The sequence below is a fragment of the Pseudomonas sp. B26(2017) genome, from assembly GCF_002113045.1.
Lineage (GTDB): Bacteria > Pseudomonadota > Gammaproteobacteria > Pseudomonadales > Pseudomonadaceae > Aquipseudomonas.
Window position 1 is genome coordinate 1 of sequence record NZ_NEJJ01000024.1, and the last position, 18,558, is coordinate 18,558.

Annotated in this window: 17 protein-coding genes; 7 read left to right on the forward strand and 10 right to left on the reverse strand. The window is 61.5% G+C overall.

All coding sequences use genetic code 11. The features are described from left to right. Positions 1 to 179 precede the first annotated feature (179 nt). Together CAF79_RS27515 and CAF79_RS27520 are read right to left on the reverse strand one after the other, a co-directional pair. Positions 180 to 1,103, reverse strand: a complete 924-nt coding sequence (locus CAF79_RS27515; protein WP_085701205.1) for a LysR family transcriptional regulator — start codon at positions 1,101 to 1,103, stop codon at positions 180 to 182. A gap of 45 nt (positions 1,104 to 1,148) precedes the next feature. Then, a complete protein-coding gene (locus CAF79_RS27520; protein ID WP_085701206.1) occupies positions 1,149 to 2,132 on the reverse strand; it encodes an MBL fold metallo-hydrolase in 984 nt (327 codons plus the stop codon). A gap of 244 nt (positions 2,133 to 2,376) precedes the next feature. Here CAF79_RS27520 and CAF79_RS27525 point away from each other — a divergent pair, with 244 nt between their 5' ends. Further along, positions 2,377 to 2,778 (forward strand): helix-turn-helix domain-containing protein, encoded by a 402-nt coding sequence (locus CAF79_RS27525; protein ID WP_085701207.1) that lies wholly within the window; start codon positions 2,377 to 2,379, stop codon positions 2,776 to 2,778. 7 nt (positions 2,779 to 2,785) lie between these two features. Here the strand turns inward: CAF79_RS27525 and CAF79_RS27530 are convergent, their stop codons facing one another. Beyond that, positions 2,786 to 3,355, reverse strand: a complete 570-nt coding sequence (locus CAF79_RS27530; protein ID WP_085701208.1) for a flavodoxin family protein — start codon at positions 3,353 to 3,355, stop codon at positions 2,786 to 2,788. A 333-nt stretch (positions 3,356 to 3,688) separates the two neighbouring features. Here CAF79_RS27530 and CAF79_RS27535 point away from each other — a divergent pair, with 333 nt between their 5' ends. After that, a complete protein-coding gene (locus CAF79_RS27535) occupies positions 3,689 to 6,475 on the forward strand; it encodes a winged helix-turn-helix domain-containing protein (protein ID WP_085701209.1) in 2,787 nt (928 codons plus the stop codon). Here CAF79_RS27535 and CAF79_RS27540 read toward each other — a convergent pair. Both CAF79_RS27540 and CAF79_RS27545 read right to left on the reverse strand, forming a co-directional pair. Further along, on the reverse strand, positions 6,437 to 7,909 hold the full coding sequence (locus tag CAF79_RS27540) for a winged helix-turn-helix domain-containing protein (RefSeq protein ID WP_085701210.1): 1,473 nt from the start codon (positions 7,907 to 7,909) through the stop codon (positions 6,437 to 6,439). The two genes, CAF79_RS27535 and CAF79_RS27540, sit on opposite strands and share 39 nt — an antisense overlap. A gap of 90 nt (positions 7,910 to 7,999) precedes the next feature. Beyond that, the gene (locus tag CAF79_RS27545) at positions 8,000 to 8,950 is read right to left on the reverse strand and encodes a GlxA family transcriptional regulator (protein ID WP_085701211.1); all 951 of its coding nucleotides are present in this window, start codon (positions 8,948 to 8,950) and stop codon (positions 8,000 to 8,002) included. A 210-nt stretch (positions 8,951 to 9,160) separates the two neighbouring features. On the opposite strand from CAF79_RS27545, the gene CAF79_RS27550 reads away from it, so the two are divergent. Then, positions 9,161 to 9,883, forward strand: a complete 723-nt coding sequence (locus CAF79_RS27550) for a pirin family protein (protein WP_085701212.1) — start codon at positions 9,161 to 9,163, stop codon at positions 9,881 to 9,883. A gap of 106 nt (positions 9,884 to 9,989) precedes the next feature. Here CAF79_RS27550 and CAF79_RS27555 read toward each other — a convergent pair whose 3' ends face one another. Beyond that, positions 9,990 to 10,865, reverse strand: coding sequence for a LysR family transcriptional regulator (locus tag CAF79_RS27555; RefSeq protein WP_085701213.1), 876 nt, complete (start codon positions 10,863 to 10,865; stop codon positions 9,990 to 9,992). A 112-nt stretch (positions 10,866 to 10,977) separates the two neighbouring features. Between CAF79_RS27555 and CAF79_RS27560 the strand changes: the two genes are divergently transcribed. The 4 genes from CAF79_RS27560 (at position 10,978) to CAF79_RS27575 (ending at position 14,891) form a co-directional block, all read left to right on the forward strand. Then, positions 10,978 to 12,198, forward strand: coding sequence for a YbfB/YjiJ family MFS transporter (locus CAF79_RS27560; RefSeq protein ID WP_085701214.1), 1,221 nt, complete (start codon positions 10,978 to 10,980; stop codon positions 12,196 to 12,198). Between the two features lie 64 nt (positions 12,199 to 12,262). Next, a complete protein-coding gene (locus tag CAF79_RS27565; protein WP_085701215.1) occupies positions 12,263 to 13,261 on the forward strand; it encodes an NAD(P)H-quinone oxidoreductase in 999 nt (332 codons plus the stop codon). 113 nt (positions 13,262 to 13,374) lie between these two features. Further along, positions 13,375 to 14,319, forward strand: coding sequence for an alpha/beta hydrolase (locus CAF79_RS27570; protein ID WP_085701216.1), 945 nt, complete (start codon positions 13,375 to 13,377; stop codon positions 14,317 to 14,319). Positions 14,320 to 14,477: 158 nt separating this feature from the next. Then, positions 14,478 to 14,891, forward strand: a complete 414-nt coding sequence (locus CAF79_RS27575; RefSeq protein ID WP_085701217.1) for a VOC family protein — start codon at positions 14,478 to 14,480, stop codon at positions 14,889 to 14,891. Positions 14,892 to 14,948: 57 nt separating this feature from the next. Here the strand turns inward: CAF79_RS27575 and CAF79_RS27580 are convergent, their stop codons facing one another. From CAF79_RS27580 to CAF79_RS27595, 4 genes are all read right to left on the reverse strand, one after another. Continuing rightward, on the reverse strand, positions 14,949 to 15,278 hold the full coding sequence (locus CAF79_RS27580; RefSeq protein ID WP_064378879.1) for a hypothetical protein: 330 nt from the start codon (positions 15,276 to 15,278) through the stop codon (positions 14,949 to 14,951). Between the two features lie 74 nt (positions 15,279 to 15,352). After that, positions 15,353 to 16,384: an RNA 3'-terminal phosphate cyclase gene (gene rtcA, locus CAF79_RS27585; protein WP_085701218.1), complete on the reverse strand. Its 1,032-nt coding sequence runs from the start codon at positions 16,382 to 16,384 to the stop codon at positions 15,353 to 15,355. An 8-nt stretch (positions 16,385 to 16,392) separates the two neighbouring features. Further along, positions 16,393 to 17,181, reverse strand: a complete 789-nt coding sequence (locus CAF79_RS27590) for a nucleotidyltransferase domain-containing protein (RefSeq protein ID WP_085701219.1) — start codon at positions 17,179 to 17,181, stop codon at positions 16,393 to 16,395. A gap of 39 nt (positions 17,182 to 17,220) precedes the next feature. Then, positions 17,221 to 18,447: an RtcB family protein gene (locus CAF79_RS27595; RefSeq protein WP_085701272.1), complete on the reverse strand. Its 1,227-nt coding sequence runs from the start codon at positions 18,445 to 18,447 to the stop codon at positions 17,221 to 17,223. Between the last annotated feature and the right edge of the window lie 111 nt (positions 18,448 to 18,558).

Below are 18,558 nucleotides of genomic sequence, written 5' to 3' on the forward strand. Positions count from 1 at the left end.
GTTGACAGCCATGGCGCGAACTCCGATCGAATGGCGGGGCGATGGAGGTATTGAATGGCGCTGAACCGAGGCTGGCTACTGTCAGAAATTACAGGTGCGTGTGGGTTTAAGACAAACGGTCCCCCTATTTGCCACCGATAAAAAAACGGCCCACTGGCCGTTTTCCTGTATCCGAGTAACTAAACCGCCGGAATATCCAGCGACACCGACATGAACTGACTGATCCGCGAACGCAGCCATTTCTCCGCCGGATCGTTGTCATGCACCCCGCTCCACGCCATCGACAGTTGCGCCGCATCAATCGGAAACGGTGGATCTTCAGCCCGCAACGCACACCCCTCAACCAACGCACACGCCGCGTAATCCGGCACGGTCGCGATCATCTCGGTGCCGGCCAGCAGCGCGCGCAAACCGCTGAATTGCGGCACGCCGAGCACCACACGACGGCTGCGACCGACCTTGGCCAGGTCCACGTCGATGTTGCCGCTCAGGTCGCCGGAGAAAGACACCATCGCATGAGGCCGCTCGCAGTATTCATCCAGAGTCAGCGGGCCCGGGCGGTTGTCGCCGCGCAGCACCTTGCACGGAATGTCACGCAGTTTCTTGCGCTTGGCGTTTGCCGGCAGATCGGTGGTGTAACTCACGCCGACGGAGATTTCCCCGGAGGCCAGCAACGTCGGCATCAGCAGATAGTTGGCACGGCGCACCACGACCACGATCCCCGGCGCCTCTTCCTGCAACTGGCGCAGCAATGGCGGGAACAGACCGAATTCGGCGTCATCCGACAGGCCGATGCGGAACACGTCGCAGCTGGTGGCCGGATCGAACTCCTTGGCCCGACTGACCGCGCCGGAAATCACGTCCATCGCCGGTTGGAGCTCCCGAAGAATCGCCAGCGCCCGCGCCGTCGGCTCCATGCCGCGACCGTTGCGCAGCAACAGTGGATCGTCGAACAGATCGCGCAAACGGCCCAGCGCCGCGCTTACCGCCGGCTGGCCCATGAACAGTTTTTCAGCAACGCGGGTCAGGTTTTTTTCGAACATCAGTGCTTCGAAAATCACCAGCAGGTTCATGTCGACGCGGCGCAGATCATTACGGTTCATAGGGCACGTTTTCCTTGTTTGAGCCTGACGTGAAAGGTGGGCACTTTACTCGATCAGCGGTACTTTGGCCGCGCGTTTGTAGGGGCCGTATTCAACCGGTACCCACTGGAAGTGCTTGTCGACCGCCGTGATGTGGCCGATACCCGGAAACGGCAAATGCGCGGCCGTCACCCAGGTTTTGCTGGCGGCCGCTGCGCTGAACACTGCATGACGGCTTTTGATCGCTTGCTGATTGTTGACGTCAAAACTGATCGACACTTCGGGATGATCGAACTGCACCGCGAGGTTGTGCACCAGGTCGCCCATGAACACGATGCTCTGGTTCTGCGAAGTGAAGCGGTAGGTGGTGCTGCCCGGCGTGTGCCCGGCTTCCAGTGTAGCTTCGACCACACCCGGCAAAGGCGACTGGCCCTCTGCGAACGTCTTGAAGCGCCCGGCCGCCACGTAAGGCGCAGTGGAGTCCTGGGCGATCTTGAAAAACTCCCGGGCACCGGCCGGCGCCTTGGCCATTGCCTGCGGATCAAGCCAGTAATCGGCTTCAGCCTTGGCGGCGTAGACCGTAGCGTTGGCGAAGATCGGCTGTTGCTGGCCGTCGACCAATCCACAAACGTGATCCAGGTGCAGATGGGTCAGCAGAATCGCATCGACCTGTTCAGGCCTGTATCCGGCGGCCTGCATGTTTGCCGAGAGCTGGCCGGCGGTGGCGCCGATGCACTGGCCCGCGCCGGTATCGACCAGAATCAGTTGCTTGCCGGTATTGACCAGAAACGCATTGAACGCGGTCTGCACACCCGGCGTTTCAATCGAGCGACGGGCCAGCAATGCACGGATCTGACTCTGGCTCAGGCCCTGCAACAGTTTCGGTGACAGATCGTTGTAGCCGTCGAATAACGCGGTGACTTCGTAATCGCCCAGTGCCAGACGGAAATAACCGGGTGCCTGAGTACCGATCTGTGGCGCTTGCGCCATGGCACTGCTCATCACACCGGCAAGCGCCAGGCCAGTCACGGCGCTGAACAATCCTTTCATGCGTATCCCCTTGGTCGAGCCCGAAACTGCGGCCCCCAATGGTCCGCCGGTCCTTGCCATCCTGCCCGGCCTGCGCCGCGAGGACTTGCAGCGGTGTGCTGAGTTCAGGTTCAGCCAGCGTAATTAACAACGTTTAACTCGTCAGCCCTCGCCCCTCGCCGAACAATGAAACCCTCTGCGCAACGTTGTTTTTTGAACCAAGGGAAAGCCTGACAGTGCATTCCCCCCGACACGGACCCTGGCCATGGCTCATTCACAACAAACCGTCGCCCTCGCTCCTGCCATCGAACCACGCAGAACCGGTACGGGCGGCCTCAGCCCGCAGCGGGAGCGGCTGGTGAAACAACTGATACTCGAACGCCTGGGCGACAGCCTCGAAGTCACCGAACTGGCCAGCGCCTGCTCACTCTCTCGCAGCCATTTTTCCCGGGCGTTCAAGTGCAGCACCGGGTACTCGCCGCAAGACTGGATCCGTACCCAGCGCATTGCCAGGGCCAAATTGTTGATCCAGCACACTAACCACAGCCTTACGCAGATCAGCCTGGAATGCGGATTCTGCGATCAGGCGCACTTCTGCCACATCTTCACCCGCAGCGAAGGGATCAATCCGTTTGCGTGGCGGTGTCAGGTCATGAAAAACCGCTGAGGCGGTTTCAGTCCCGAGCCATCCGCTGAGCCAGGCGTGCCACCCGCTCGCCCAGGTGTGCGGCGGTCAACTGGTCTTCCGGCGGAGGGGCTTGTTCAGGCGGTTGCTCGACCGAGGATTGGGACATCGCCCCGAGGGAGCTGCCGAGGCGATTCAACTGGCCGTCGAACACCCCTTCGCACGCACGCGCCGGCAGCAGATCGAGCCCGACCCAGATCATTGAATGCTGGGCGGCGAACACCGCCATTTGCAGCAGGGTATTGAGTTTGTCGCCGCACAGGCTGCCGGAATTGGTGAAGCCCGCCGCGAGTTTGTCGCGCCATGGCCGGGCGAGATAGAACGACGCCGTGGCCTCCATGAATTGCTTGAACGCGGCCGAGGCGCTGCCCATGTAAGTCGGCGCGCCGAAGATGATGGCGTCGGCGCGGTGCAGGTCATCCCAGCGGGTTTCGACGTCTTCCACCGCCAGCAACAGGCAGGTGCTGCCCACGTGGCGCTCCACCCCCTGGGCCACTGCCTGCGCAATGACGCGGGTGTGCCCGTAGCCACTGTGATAGACCACCACTACTTTGCTCATCGCAGCGCCCTCCGGACGTATGCATTCCATTGCCCCGGAGTTTTGGCTCTGACGCGGGCGCGGACGAGTTAATCGTTGTTAATTTTTCCCGGCTGTCGGCTGAGCGGGCACAGGTTCTGCCCTTTAAATACAGTGGTGAAGGCGCTGGATGCCGAGCGGTGCCCGAACGCCTGCCTCTCGCGCAAGTTGCACTGGCGGCAAATCCTGAGGAATATGCCCGGATACTGCGGATCAGACGGCTTGCGTGACCTTCGAGTCGCTCTGCGCCCTGCCCGTCACGGATTCTTCACCCCGACGGATCAGGATCAAAAAAAACGTCGAAGGAGTGAGCGGTTGAGTCTTTCCCCGAATCAGGCCATCGGTTTCGGCCCCTATCGGATCCACCCCGGCCAGCGGCTGGTGCTTGAAGGCGACCAGCCTTTGCGCCTGGGCCGGCGTGCCATGGATATTCTGCTGATCCTGCTGGCCAACGCCGGCGAGGTGGTGAGCAAGCAGCAACTGATCGCCGGGGTATGGCCGGACAGCGTGGTGGAAGACATCAATCTGCGAGTGCACATGGCCGCGCTGCGCAAGGCCCTCGGCGACGGTCAGAACGGCCAGCGCTATATCATCACCGTTGCGCAACGCGGTTACAGTTTCGTCGCGCCGGTCGTGCTGCAATCGATTGAACAACGCCCCGCCGCCACCCACCTCGGCCAGCATAACCTGCCACTGCGTCGCACGCGGATGATCGGTCGCCAGTCGGTGGTCGACAGCCTGATGACCCAACTGCCGCGCCAGCGCTGCATCACCCTGGTCGGCCCCGGTGGCATCGGCAAAACTACCGTGGCCCTGCGCGTCGCCGAGCAACTGATCGGCCGTTATCGCAACGGTATTCGTCTGCTGGATCTGGCACCGCTCGATGACCCTGCTTCGATCTGCTCGCACCTCGCCGCCCTGTTGGATCTTTCGCTGCACGACAGTGAACCGATGGCATGCCTGATCAACAGTCTGCGAGAGCGGCAGATGCTGCTGGTGATCGACAACTGCGAGCATTTGATCGATGCCGTGGCATTGCTCAGTGAAAGCATTCTGCGCGGCGCGCCGCAGGTGCATATTCTGGCCACCAGCCGCGAAAGCCTGCGAGCCGAGGGCGAGTATGTGCAGCGCCTGGAGTCTCTTGATTGTCCACCGCCGATTGCGGTGCTCGAACGTGATCAGGCGATGGGGTTTTCTGCGCTGCAACTGTTCGTCGAACGGGCGATGGCGGCCCACGAACACTTTGAGCCGGGCAACGCTGATCTGCCCTCGATCATCGAAATCTGCCGCCGACTGGATGGCATCCCGCTGGCACTGGAACTGGCTGCCGCGCAGGTGGCGGGCCTTGGGCTGGACGGTTTGCTGAGTCAACTTCAGGGGCGGTTGCCGGCAGGCAATCAGACGCGTCTCGGCAGGCACGAAACGCTGCGCGCTACGCTGGACTGGAGCTTCAATCTGCTCAACGCCTGCGAACAGACCGGCCTGCGCCGATTGAGTGTGTTCCGTGGCGCCTTCACGCTGGAATCTGCGGCGGCGGTCATCGTCGGTCAGCACATCGAGCCGAACGAAGTGTTCGCCTCGATCACGCAACTGGTGGCCAAGTCGCTGCTCACCGTAGAGGTCGGTGATGAAGAGGTGTTCTATCGCCTGCTCGACACCACCCGCCGCTATGCACTGGAAAAACTTGATCAGGCTGCCGAGCTCGGCGAAACCCGCGAACGCCATGCCGAACGCAGCCTGGCGCTGATGCACCAGGCCCAGGCCGACTGGGAGAACACCGCGACTGAAGTCTGGATCGAGCGCTACGCCCGTAGCCTCGAAGACCTGCGCGCGGCACTGGACTGGACGCTGAATGACGAAGGCTCGCGCCCTCTCGGCGTTCGACTGACGGCGACCTCGGCGCCGTTGTGGCAAGAGTTGTCTCTGCTAAAGGAATACGGCGTTCACGTGCGGCGGGCACTCGCGTTGCTGGCGTCATCCGACGAGCCCTGCCCGCGACTGGAAATCGCCTTGAAACTGGCCCTCGGCAGCGCCTGCTATCACACCTGGGGCGGCACACCGGAAACCATCGAAGCCTTCGTCAGCGCCCGTCTGCTGGCGCAACGGCACGACGACATGGCCGGGCAATTGCGCGCCATATCGGGGCACATGGCGGTCAATCTCAGTTGCGGGCATTACCAGATGGCGCTGGAGCAGAGCGAGCAATTCGAAAGCCTCGGCGTGCACGGCGATGCGCAGTTGTCCTTGAGTACCCACCGCTTGCGGGTGCTCGCGTTGCATTACGCCGGCGATCAGCATCAGGCGCGGATCCACGCCGAACAGGTGATCCAGCGCATGGCCCACAGCGGCCACCTCAACCGCTTCACGCACGGTTTCGGCGTGCAATACGATCAGAGCGTCGCCTCGCTGACCGTCCTCGCCCGGGTGCTGTGGCTGCAAGGTTTTCCCGAGCAGGCCTGGCGCACGGCGCGGCAGGCGCTGGACATCGCGGTGCAGATCAACCACGGCACCTCGATCTGCTACACCCTGGCACTCGCCTCGTGCCTGATCGCCCATTACAACGGCGATGTGCAGAACGCTCGCGCGCTGCTGCAACTGCTGCTCGAACAGGCGCAGAAGCATTCGGTGCTGCTGTTCTACACCTGGGCGCGGCACTACGCGCAGGTGATCGACGCCGACAAGGCCCCCGCCTCCCCGCCCGCCGATAGCGGTCTGGTCAGGGAGATCATGGTCACGCTGGATCCGGTTTTCGTTGATGATGCCTTGCTCGAACGAGCACAAAGCGGAGCGGCCGGCTGGAGCACTGCGGAGATTTTGCGGGCCCGCGCCGAGCGATTGCTGGCGGCTGAATCGCCCTGCCATCACACGGTCGAAAGCGCCTTGCAGCAATCCCTTGAAATTGCCCGGGCACAAGGCGCACTGGCCTGGGAACTGCGCAGTGCAACGTCGCTGGCTCGGTTGTGGCAGCGCCAGTCGCGTTTGCGTGAAGCACTCCAATTGCTGACACCGATCTACCAGCGCTTCACCGAAGGCTATGCCACCCCCGATTTGCGCAAAGTGCGCTTACTGCTCGACGAATTGGGCGGTCAGCCGGCCGCGTGAAGCTGGCCGTGTGCGGCCAAGGTAACGCGCGTGCCGACGCTCGACATCGTTCAGTTCGCCGCTCTGCTCGAGTTGCTCGCGGGCGTATCGGCGCGTGGTGTTGAGCATTCGATAGCGCAGTGTTCCGCTGGATCGATCCATTGTCAGCAGCGACTTGGATGCCAACTGTTCAACCACAGCCACCAGCGTCGAGGGTGGTAATTGGGCACAACTGATCACGCCGATGGCGGCGTCCAGGGTGAATGCCATCTTGAACACCGATAACCTTTGCAGCACTCGTTTTTCCTGCTCGCTCAAGCGCTGATAGCTCCAGTCCAGCGCAGCCTTCATCGACTGATGGCGAGGCACGGCGGTGCGGCGACCGTGACTCAGGACTTGCAGACCTTGATCCAGTTGCGTCTGAAGGCCGACCAGCGCCAGCGCATCGATCTGCGCCGCTGCCAGTTCGATCGCCAGCGGCAGGCCGTCGAGTCGTCGACAGATATCGCGCACCGTTTCCAGATCCTGCTCACGCAGACCGAACCCGTGTTGACGCGCACGGGCACGACTGACAAACAGCTGCACCGCCGAATAGCCCATGACCTCATCGACGCTGTTAAGCGCCGTGGCTTTGGGAAGTGTCAGGGACGGCAGTGGTTGCAATACTTCCAGACCGAGACGCAACGGTTCACGGCTGGTGGCAAGAATCGACAGACGGGGGGCAACGTCGAGCAACGTTTCCAGCAGGCTCCGGCAGGCTTCGTGCAGGTGCTCGCAGTTGTCCAGCACCAGCAAGGCGTGGCGCGCGGCCAGTGTGGGGAAGTCGATGTCGAGTGTTTTCAGCAGGTGATCGAGGAGCGGAGTATCTTCGTCGACCAGCGACAGATCCACCTGCCAAACGCCGTCACGAAAATGTTGCAGCAGCAATTCCGCTGCGCGCAGCGCCACGGTGCTTTTGCCGACGCCGGCAGGTCCCGTCACCGTCAGGAGCCGGGACAACGGCAGTTGCCGGACCAGACCGCCGACCAGTGAGTCGCGCCCGGTGACCGGCGTCAGCCGTGCGGGCAAGTTGTGCTGGGGCGCTTGCAGGCTTTCGAAAACCACCTGAGCAACGCTGTCGCCCTGCACCGGTGCCACGAAGCTGTACCCGCATTGCGGCACATTGACGATGTAGCGTTGACCGTTCTCGCCGTCGCCGAGGGCCCGGCGCAACGCGGCGATGTGCACCCGCAGGTTGATCTCCTCGACCACCGAGGTCGGCCACACCAGAGCAATCAACTGCTCTTTGCTGACCACCCGCCCGGCGCGCTCGACCAGCACCTGCAGAATGTCCAGCGCACGACCGCCCATGCGCAATTGCCGATCCCCTTCGAGGATCAGCCGTTGACGCAAATGGAACGCGTACGGCCCGAAACGCAGGACCGACGCCGAGTTCAATTCGTTGAAGCTGTTCATGTCCGTTATCTTCGCAGGCCTCGATGACGGAACAACCACCACGCGGGGTCCAACACGGACATCCGGATGCCCGTAACGGACAGAACCGCTCTAGCTGAACTGTTCGCGATATTGCGTGGGGGTCAGCCCGAGCTTTTCGCCGAACAGAAAACGCATGTGCCGCACGCTGCCGAAACCGCTTTTATAGGCAACGGTCTTCAACGGCAGATCACTGGTTTCCAGCAGGTTGCGCGCGCAATCGATGCGCGCACTTTGCAGGAATTCCATGGGTGTCATGTTGACCTCGCGGGCAAACACCCGAGCGAAGTGTCGTGCACTCATGTTCGCAAGACTTGCCATGCGCTCGACAGTGAAAGCTTCCTCCAGATGCTCCAGCACATGGTTCTGCACCCGGGTAATCGGTGTTTGCTGGGGCGCCACTGCTGCCATCAACGGGCTGAACTGCGCTTGTCCGCCTTGACGTTTCATCACCACCAGCAACACCTTGGCCACGTCCTGGGCAATCTTTTTGCCATGATCGCGAGCGACCACCGCCAACGCCATATCGATGCCGGCCGTGACGCCCCCGGACGTGATCAGATTGCGATCCTCGACAAAAATCTGGTCAGTTGCGACGTTTGCCATTGGAAAGCCCTTGATCAGGCGTTCGGTGTAATTCCAGTGGGTGGTTACACGGTAGCCGTCGAGCAAACCGGCGTGTCCAAGCACGAAGGCACCGGTACAGATCGAGCCATATTGCCCGGCACGCGTGACCGCCCCCTGCAGCCAGGCGAGCAACGGCGGGTGTTTTTCGTTGTAGGCGCCGGGGCCGCCCGGCACCAGCAACAAGTCATAACGCTCATCGGCTTCGTCGATGTGCCGATCGGCGTGCACGAGGACGCCATTGGACGCACGCAACGGCCCGTGCTCGGTGCCCAGGGTCGTCAGGTGATAGTGGGCTTGCGGTTTCAGGTAACGGTTGGCAACTGAAAAGACCTCCAGCGGCCCGGCCATGTCGAGCAGCAGAAACTCCGGGAACAGCACCATTGCCACGGTCTTCATGGGGGTATCACCAAAATCCATGCAAAATCATAAGTCTGCGCATTATGGCCGGATACGCTGGAGCCGTCGGAAAGAATACGTGATCCAGTGCACACAACTGTCAACTCTAAAGGGACAGTATTTCAATTTTCATCTACTTATTGCATCCCAGGGTTACCAGTAACCTTCTCCTCACTCGGACGAATCAACGTCCTGAAAGGAGATTTCATCATGCTGACCCTTCGTAAAGCTTCCGACCGCGGTCTGGCCAATCATGGCTGGTTGAAGTCGTTCCACACCTTTTCCTTCGCCAGCTACCGTGACCCGCGTGAACAGGGTTTCTCCGACCTGCTGGTGATCAACGATGACCGCGTCGCCGCCGGCAAGGGCTTCGGCCAACACCCCCACCGGGACATGGAGATTTTCTCCTATGTGCTCGAAGGCGCCCTGGAACACAAGGACACCCTCGGCACCGGCTCGGTGATTCGCCCCGGCGATGTGCAACTGATGAGCGCCGGCAGCGGCGTGGCCCACAGCGAGTTCAACCATTCGGCGACCAAACCTGTGCACTTCCTGCAGATCTGGATCGTACCGGACGTCAGCGGCGCGAAACCGCGTTACCAGCAAGAGCACTTCAGCGAGCAGAAAAAACGCGGTCGTCTGCAACTGATCATCTCGCCCGAAGGCAACCACGGCTCGCTGAAAGTGCGCCAGGATGCACGGGTGTATGCCGGGCTGTTCGATGGCGAGGAAAGTGCCACCCTCAAGCTGCCTGCCAACCGCTTCGCCTATGTTCACGTCGCTCGCGGCAGCGTTGAACTCAACGGCCTGCAGTTGAAGGAAGGCGACGGCGTACGGGTTCGTGAAGAGCAGGCACTGACCCTGAGCAATGGCCAGGACGCCGAAGTCCTGGTGTTTGATCTGCGCCCGCAGGAACTGCCGGAAATGCCATGATTCGGTGATTTCATCGCTCGAAAAAAACGGCCTTCATTGAAGGCCGTTTTTCATTCTGCAGGCAAGATCGCCAACTGATGTAGCCGTCTTGCACAACCTCAATGAACTACTCATTCTCCAGTACGAACGCTTCGACAATGTGTTCGATCACCGCCCTGACCCGCGCGGTATGGCGCAAATCCGCATGGGTCACCAGCCACACTTCATAAGGCAGCGGCCGCGTGCGCTCCGGCCACAGTCTGACCAGACCATCGCGCTCGCCCATGTAAACCGGTATTTCTCCTACACCCAGACCGGCGGCAATCGAGCGTCGTACCAGCAAGCTGGAACTCAGACCGGCGACGATCCGCCCGCGAGTCACGGGCTCGTTCACCAAAGTCAGGTCCTTGTTGCCTTGCAGATACGGCTGGTACACCACCAGATCATGGCCCTCGAATGCACTGCCCGGCGCCGGCACGCCATGGTGGTCGACATAGGCCTGCGAAGCGAACAACCCCACCGGCCAACGCGCGATGCGCCGGGCGATCAGGTCCGGGTTGTCCGGGCGGGTGTTGCGCACGGCGATGTCCGCTTCTCGTTTGGCCAGGCTGAGGATCTGCGTGGAAGCGTCCAGCTGCACGCGTACGTCCGGATGCTGGTCGTGCAACTGCGCAATGGCCGGGATCAGGAAATCGATGGCCAGTGAATCGGTGGTGCTGACCCGAACGCTGCCGGTCAGGCGATCGTCCAGGCCCTGGATACGCCGCTCCAGCTCGAGCGCCGAATGCTCCATTTTTTCCACCGACTTGAGCGCGGCTTCACCGACTGCCGTCAACGCGTAGCCCTCGGAGGTGCGCAGAAACAAGGTCGCGCCCAGCGACTTTTCCAGCGCCGTGATGCGTCGCCCGACCGTCGCCTGATCCACGCCCAGCACGCGCGCAGCGCCGCGTAATGTCGACTCGCGGCAGACCGCAAGAAAGACCCTTGCATCATCCCAGTTCATAACATTCCCCATTGATGCATAAACGCATCATAACAACGCAAACTCGCTGCATTAACGCAGCAAAGATAGCCGATATGCTGGGCGCCATAAACCTTTCCTCAGGACCGCCATCATGCGCACTACAACTGCTTCGCCCGAACGTCCGGACACGAGTGTCTGGCTGGCGATCTTCGCCGGACTCTGCGCCAGCCTGGTCAGCATCGGACTGGCGCGTTTCGCCTACACACCGCTGATCCCTTCGCTGATTCAGGCGCAATGGTTTTCCGCCCATGATGTGGTTTACCTCGGCGCGGCCAACCTGGTCGGTTACCTGATCGGCGCCCTCCTCGGTCGCCCGCTGGCACGCCGGGTCACCCAGAGAACAGCTCTGCGCCTGATGATGCTGGCGGTGACCGTGGCGTTTTTTGCCTGTGCATACCCCGTATCGGTGAGCTGGTATTTCGGCTGGCGCCTGCTGTCCGGCATCGCGGGCGGCGCGATCATGGTGCTGGTGGCCGCGACTGTATTGCCCCATGTGCCTGCCGCGCGCAAGGGCCTGGCCAGTGGTGCGATTTTCCTCGGCATCGGTCTGGGCATCGCCGGCTCCGGCACGATCGTCCCCCTGCTGTTGAGTCTGGGCCTGCAAGCGACATGGCTGGGACTGGGCGCGCTGTCGCTGGCACTGACGGCATTGAGCTGGTTCGGCTGGCCTTCTGAGCTGCCCCAAGCAATTACCACAACGACTCAGGTGGATCCGGCAGAACCCACACCGCCTGCGGTGTATCTGTTGTTTGCCCAGTACGCGTTCATGGCCGCCGGGCTGGTGCCAGCCATGGTTTTCCTGGTGGATTACGTCGCCCGTGGGCTGGGCGCCGGGGCGCACGTCGGCGCGCTGGTCTGGGTCATGTACGGTCTGGGCGCCATCGTCGGCCCGGTGAGCTATGGTTTTCTCGCCGACCATCTCGGTGCGCGGACCGGCATTCGTCTGGTGCTTGTGATACAGGCGATCACTCTTGGCTTGCTGGCCGTTTCGCATTCGTTCGTGGCGCTGGCACTGCTGGCGGTTGTGCTCGGTTCGTTTCCGCCGGGCATTGTCCCGCTGGCGTTGGCCCGGGTGCATGAGCTGGTACCGGATCATCATCGCCAACAGGTGGCGTGGAGCCGCGCCACGGTGTCGTTCGCCACGTTTCAGGCGCTGGCCGGTTTCGCCTATTCGGCGCTGTTCAACGCCACAGGTGGACAGCATGTGCTGCTCTTCGTGATTGCCGGCGGTGCCATCGTGATCGCACTGATACTTGAGCACGTCATGAAACTGCTGCCCTCCTCGATCGAACAACGCCGCTGCGCCCATTGACGGGAATCATTAGGCCCTGACTGCGCTCCCATCTACTGATCACTTGTTTCAAGAGGAATTGAAAATGACATTGCCCACTGAAATGACCCGCATCGAAATCACCGAACCGGGCGGGCCCGAGGTTCTGCAATCCCGACGCGTGCCGCTGCCGATTGCTTCAGAAGGCGAAATACTGATCCGCGTGCACGCCGCCGGCATCAATCGCCCGGACGCTTTGCAACGCGCCGGCCAGTACCCGATGAAACCCGGCATGAACCCGATTCCGGGCCTTGAAGTGGCCGGAGAGGTTATGGCGATTGGCAGCGGTGTCAGCAGATTTGCGGCGGGTGACCGGGTCTGCGCGCTGACCAACGGCGGAGGATATGCCGAGTACTGCACAGTCCCGGCCGGCCAGGCCCTGCCAATCCCCGATGGGCTGGACTGGATTCAGGCAGCGGCAATTCCGGAAACCTTTTTCACGGTGTGGGCCAATCTGTTCGGCCTCGGCGGCGCCAGCCGTGGTCAGCGCGCCCTGATCCATGGCGGCACCAGCGGCATCGGCACCACCGCGCTGATGCTGTGCCGCGAGTTTGGCATCGAAGCCTTCGCCACCGCCGGCAGCGCGGACAAATGCGCAGTGATCCGCAGTCTGGGCGGCGAAGCCATCAACTACCGGGAACAGGATTTCGCGACTGTTATCGCCGAGAAAACCGCCGGCCAGGGCGTTAATGTGATCCTCGACATCATGGGCGGCTCGTACCTCAACGGGAACATCAGCGCCTTGGGGATGGATGGGCGGTTGGTGATGCTCGGTTTCCTCGGTGGCGCGCGAGCCAATGACATCGATCTGCTGGCGATCCTCGGCAAGCGTGCGGTGGTCACCGGCTCCCTGCTGCGTGCCCGGACCTCTGCGGAAAAGGCAGCCATCGCCGATCAATTGCGCGAACACGTCTGGCCGGTGTTGGCCGCCGGACGCTGCCTGCCGATCATCGACCAGATCTTCCCGCTCGCCGAAGCGGCCAAAGCCCATGCGCGCATGGAAGCGGGCGACCACATCGGCAAGATCGTGCTGAAGGTCAACTGAGTCGTTGCAGCATTTTGTAATCGTTGCAGGCGTGCGGCGGTCGAAAATGTCACGCGCCGGTCAAGGCATCTGGTAAAAAAGCGTTCTTTGTCCACGCCGTGGTGAAACGTTTAATGTTCCTTGCCTTCATGACCCGACTTCGACGCCGCCGTCTGGCGTTCGCCTGCATGGCTGCCCTGATCATCGGCGTGCCGGCGAGTTGTGCCGTGCTGGAACACACCGAACGCAAACTCTTGTTTCGCATCGAACCGGGCACCGCCGGCTGGTATCACGGATTGCCCGGCAGCGTGCAGGAACTCGACCTGCAACCGAAAAGCTTCAAGGCCGGGCAAAACATTCACGCCTGGTGGTGGCCGGCGGAACGTGCCGATGCGCCGGCCATCCTTTATCTGCACGGCGTACGCTGGAATCTGACCGGGCAACTGTTCCGTATCGAGCAACTGCGCGCGGCGGGTTATTCGGTATTGGCCATCGACTATCGCGGCTTCGGCCAAAGCCGTGGTGATCTGCCGTCGGAAAGCACGGTTTACGAAGATGCGCGAGTGGCCTGGGAACGCTTCCAGCTGTTGCAACCTGATCCGAACAAACGCCTGATCTACGGCCACTCGCTGGGGGGCGCGGTCGCCGTCGACCTGGCTGCCGAACTCGGCCGCGATGCCGCCAGAAATCACACCCCATTGCCGGTGCGCGGACTGGTCATCGAATCCACCTTCACTTCATTGGCGGATGTAGCGGCAGCCGTGGCCAACACCTCCCTTCCAGTCCGTTGGTTGCTGTCGCAGAAGTTCGACTCCATCGACAAGATCGCCGAGATCCACATGCCGTTGCTGGTGGTACACGGTCTTGCCGATGCGTTTGTGCCGTCACGTTTCAGCGAGCAACTGTTCGCCGCCGCCCGGCAGCCGAAACACCTGCTGCTGGTGCCCGGCGCAACGCACAACAACAGCATGGCGCTGGGCGGACAGAACTATCGCAAAGCGATCGATGCGCTGATGCAAACCCGACCTGTCGCCCGGGTGGCGGGCGCAGCGGTGCAGAAGAACCCGCGCGACTCCTGACGCCCTCTGCGCAGACCATCGGTCGCCCCGACAGGAAATTCTTGCAGCATCGGCTGGCAAACCGGCGTTCCAACGCTTTGCTGGATGGAGTCAATCCATGATGCTGTTTCGGCACACCCGGCCGCGCAGCGTTCCACTGCCTATTCGGGAGCACTACCATGAAAATCAACCCGTACCTGATCTTCAACGGCGATTGCCGCGCAGCTTTCACGTTTTACGAGCAATGCCTGCAAGGCAAGCTCGAAGCAATGATGACCTTCGGCGAAACCCCAGCCGCCGAACATGTGCCCAAAGAGCATCACAACCTGATCATCCACACCTGCCTGAAAGTCGGTGACCAGATGCTCATGGCTTCGGACACCACACCCGACCGCCCGACCCAAGGCATGAGCGGATGCTCGATTTCGCTGAATGTCGACAGCATCGCCGAGGCCGAACGAGTGTTTAACGCGCTGGCCAGAGACGGTCGCATCGACATGCCGCTGGAAGCCACCTTCTGGGCCGCCCGCTTCGGCATGCTGGTGGATCGTTTTGGCGTGTCGTGGATGGTCAATTGCGAAAGTGACAAATGATGCTGTCATTGCACCGGAGATGAAAAAGCCCGACCTCTTCAGGTCGGGCTTTTTCGTTCAACGTTGGGCCAACTCGTGCCGAACGCACTGTTCGTAATAGGTCTGCTTGACGGCCGCCGGCTTGAGCCGCGACGCGCTGTCGTAGGTCTGCTCGGTGATGCCCATGGCGGTCATGCGCATCCAGGGTTGCTGAAACTTGCGCGCCTGCAAGCGCTTGCGTGCGCCATACAGGGAAATCCCGGACAGCTTCGACTGTTGTGCGCCGGCGGCGATGTCCGACCCCCAGGTACACGCAAAACGATGGCTCTTGCTCAGTTCCCTGGCCTGGGCCTCCACCGCGAACAGAGCGAGGGAAAGCGTTGCTACGGTGATGACAATCGTCCGCATATAGCCCACCTAACCTTTTGAAAAAAGGCGAGTTTGCCGGGACCGGAAACATTCGGGGGCCAGCAATTTGCCGCCTATTGCTCTCGTGCGCGAACTTCAACCCTCAACCGGGATGCGCCCTCTTCCTCGCACTGGATGACGATCGGTACAAAACGCTCGATCACCGAAATGTTGCTGTGCAAATGCTCGGTCATCCTGGGCGTGGTAAGCGATCCACCTCCGGCCAGCACCATCGGCAACAGCAACTGGTCCGCCAGATGTTCTGCCACCGCTGCACCGCTGTGCAACCAATCGGCCGCCTGATCGATCACGGCGTCCGCCACCTTCTCCGAACGCAGAGACGCTTGACCGAAAGCGCTGAAAACTTCGGTGACGTGTTCAAACGCATATTCCAGCAGCAACACGTTGCCCGGTCCGCAGGCCGGATCAAGAATGACCGCGTTCAACTCCGCTGACGCCATGTTCAATCGCTGGGCCACCCTTTCGAGCTCGCGGACACCAACACTCGGCGCCAGTCCCGCCGTCAGCGCAAACGCCTGTTGCGAGAGCGGCAAGCCGCGCTCGCACAGGTGCAGTGCTGACAACTTCGATGGTTGCACCCTGACGTCGATTTCACCGCCACCCGCCGGTACGAACCCGTGGCGCAGCAACGTCAGTTCAACCTCCGCGCCCATCCGTCGCAGCAGCGGTAACCAGCTGCGGCTGAGAAAGTCGGTCGGTGGCGCCAGCGGATTATGCGTGCCGCCACTGATCCGCACGCGGCTGGCTTGCGGCGCAAGCAATAAAGCGGGCAGCAAGGTCTGCAACACCAATGTGCAACTGCCGGCGGTTCCAATGGCAAAGCGAAAATCGCCACCGCGAATCGGCCCCGGCTCGAAGCTCAATGTCTGCGAGCCCAGCTCAGCCCCCTGGATCTTTGCACCACAGACTTGAGCCGCCGCCGTCACGGCGGTCAGGTGCTGGCGCAACAGTCCGGGACGACTGCGTCTGGCCCGAATCCGCTCGATGCGAAACGCCTGGCCCGTCACCATCGACAGACTCAGCGCACTGCGCAACACCTGGCCACCACCGATGGCGCCGTCCAGTTCAATAACGTCCTGTTTCATTTTTTTCCTTATGCGTACAAACCAACGGTTTCCCGCAGGTATCGATCGAGTTGCCGCGAATCTTCCCGGGTTCTTGGCAATGCCGGCACCGCACGCTCGAGTTCCGCCTCGATGAACGCATGCAATGCCGGACGACGAGGACCGTAAGCGCTCTCGTCGGCATTGCGTTTGAGCGCGAGCAGTTCGTCGACTTCATCGAGCAATGCACGATCATCGACGGTACTCAGCAGATCGCTGAACGTCATCGGCGGCCGACCACGCCCCTGATCGATCCAGCGCACCGCCAGCAGCGGCCGCAGTACGTAGAAATACTTCTTGAACCGCACGCTTTCACCCTGCAGATAACCACGGAAGTTCTTCTTCGCCATCGACAGATAATGATTGCGCGCGGCTGGCGGGCTGTAGAACGCCTCGGCCAGCGCCCGCAGTTGCGCAACCGCTGCGGTCTCGCTGCGATAAACCAGCGGGGAGTCGAGCCACTCCAGCAAGGTCGGGTTGGATTTGCGCAACAGCCCGAGGGTCTTGCGCAGCTCCCAGCCACTGACATCCAGCTCGTCATCCAAAGGCCGCTCGATGACATCACTTGGCGCATCGACCTGGACGAACCACTCCGGTTTCTCTACATAAACGAAGCGCACATCGTAATCACTGTCCGGCGAGGCAAAACCCCAGGCCCGGCTGCCTGATTCGCAGGCATACAGCACCGTGACATTGCGCTCACGCTCTATGCGCGCCAGTTCTTCCAGCACCCGGGCGCGCATGGCGCTGCACAGCGGATGTCGTTCTTCGAATTTCATGTCTTTCAATCCTTGTTCCGGCGCGCCTTTCGGCACGCGTTATCCCTTGACGCACACCACCTGACGCAGGGTGTGCAGCACTTCAACCAGCTCACGCTGGGCGTGCATGACTTTGTCGATGTCCTTGTAGGCCATCGGAATTTCATCAATCACCGCAGCATCCTTACGGCATTCAACATGCGCGGTGGCGCGGATCTGATCTTCGACGGTGAAGGTGTTTTTGGCCTTGGTACGGCTCATGGTCCGACCGGCACCGTGGCTGCAGGAGCAAAACGATTCTTCGTTGCCCAGACCACGCACGATGAAACTCTTGGCGCCCATCGAACCGGGAATGATCCCCAACTCGCCCTTCTTCGCTGACACCGCGCCTTTGCGGGTGACCAGAATGTCCTCGCCGAAATGCCGCTCTTTCTGCACGTAGTTGTGGTGGCAGTTCACCGCTTCCAGCGCGACTTCGAATGGCTTGCGTATGATCTGCCGCGTGGCCTGAATCACCGCTCGCATCATCAGCTCCCGGTTCTGCTTGGCGAAATCCTGGGCCCAGCCCACGGCTTCCACGTAATCATCGAAGTGCCGGCTGCCTTCTTCAAAATACGCCAGATCACGATCCGGCAGGTTGGCGATGTGCTGGCGCATATCCGCCTGGGCCATCTGGATGAACAGGTTGCCGATGGCGTTGCCGACACCGCGCGAGCCGCTGTGCAACATGAACCAGACCCGGTCGGCCTCATCCAGGCACACTTCGATGAAGTGATTGCCGCTGCCCAGTGTTCCGAGGTGCCCGCGATTGTTGGTGTTGGCCAGTTTCGGGTACTTGTCGGTGATCGCCTTGAACCGTGGGTTCAGCGCCGCCCAGGCCTGATCCGCCTGTTGCGGAATCTCGTCCCAGGCGCCTTTGTCACGGCGCGATCGGGTCGAACTGCGGCCATGAGGCACCGCTTGCTCGATGGCACTGCGCAGGCCATGCAGGTTGTCCGGCAGATCGGCCGCGGTCAGCGAGGTGCGCGCGGCAATCATGCCGCAACCGATGTCCACCCCGACCGCTGCCGGGATGATCGCGCCGACCGTGGGAATCACGCTGCCGATGGTCGAGCCCTTGCCCAGATGGACGTCCGGCATGACAGCCAGATGCTTGAAGATGAAGGGCATCTTCGCCGTGTTCATCAACTGCTCGCGCGCCTCGTTTTCCACCGGGACGCCCTCGGTCCAGAGCTTGATCGGTTTGCCGTTGGCGACTTCCAGCAGTTGGTAAGTGTGTTCTTTCATCATCTCGATTCTTCAGGTAGTTCCACCGGTATTCGCCGGCAGATTCAAAAAAGGTGGCACGACAAAGGTTGGTGACTGTTGCGCGTTACCGCGCACCGGGATTAGCCGGCC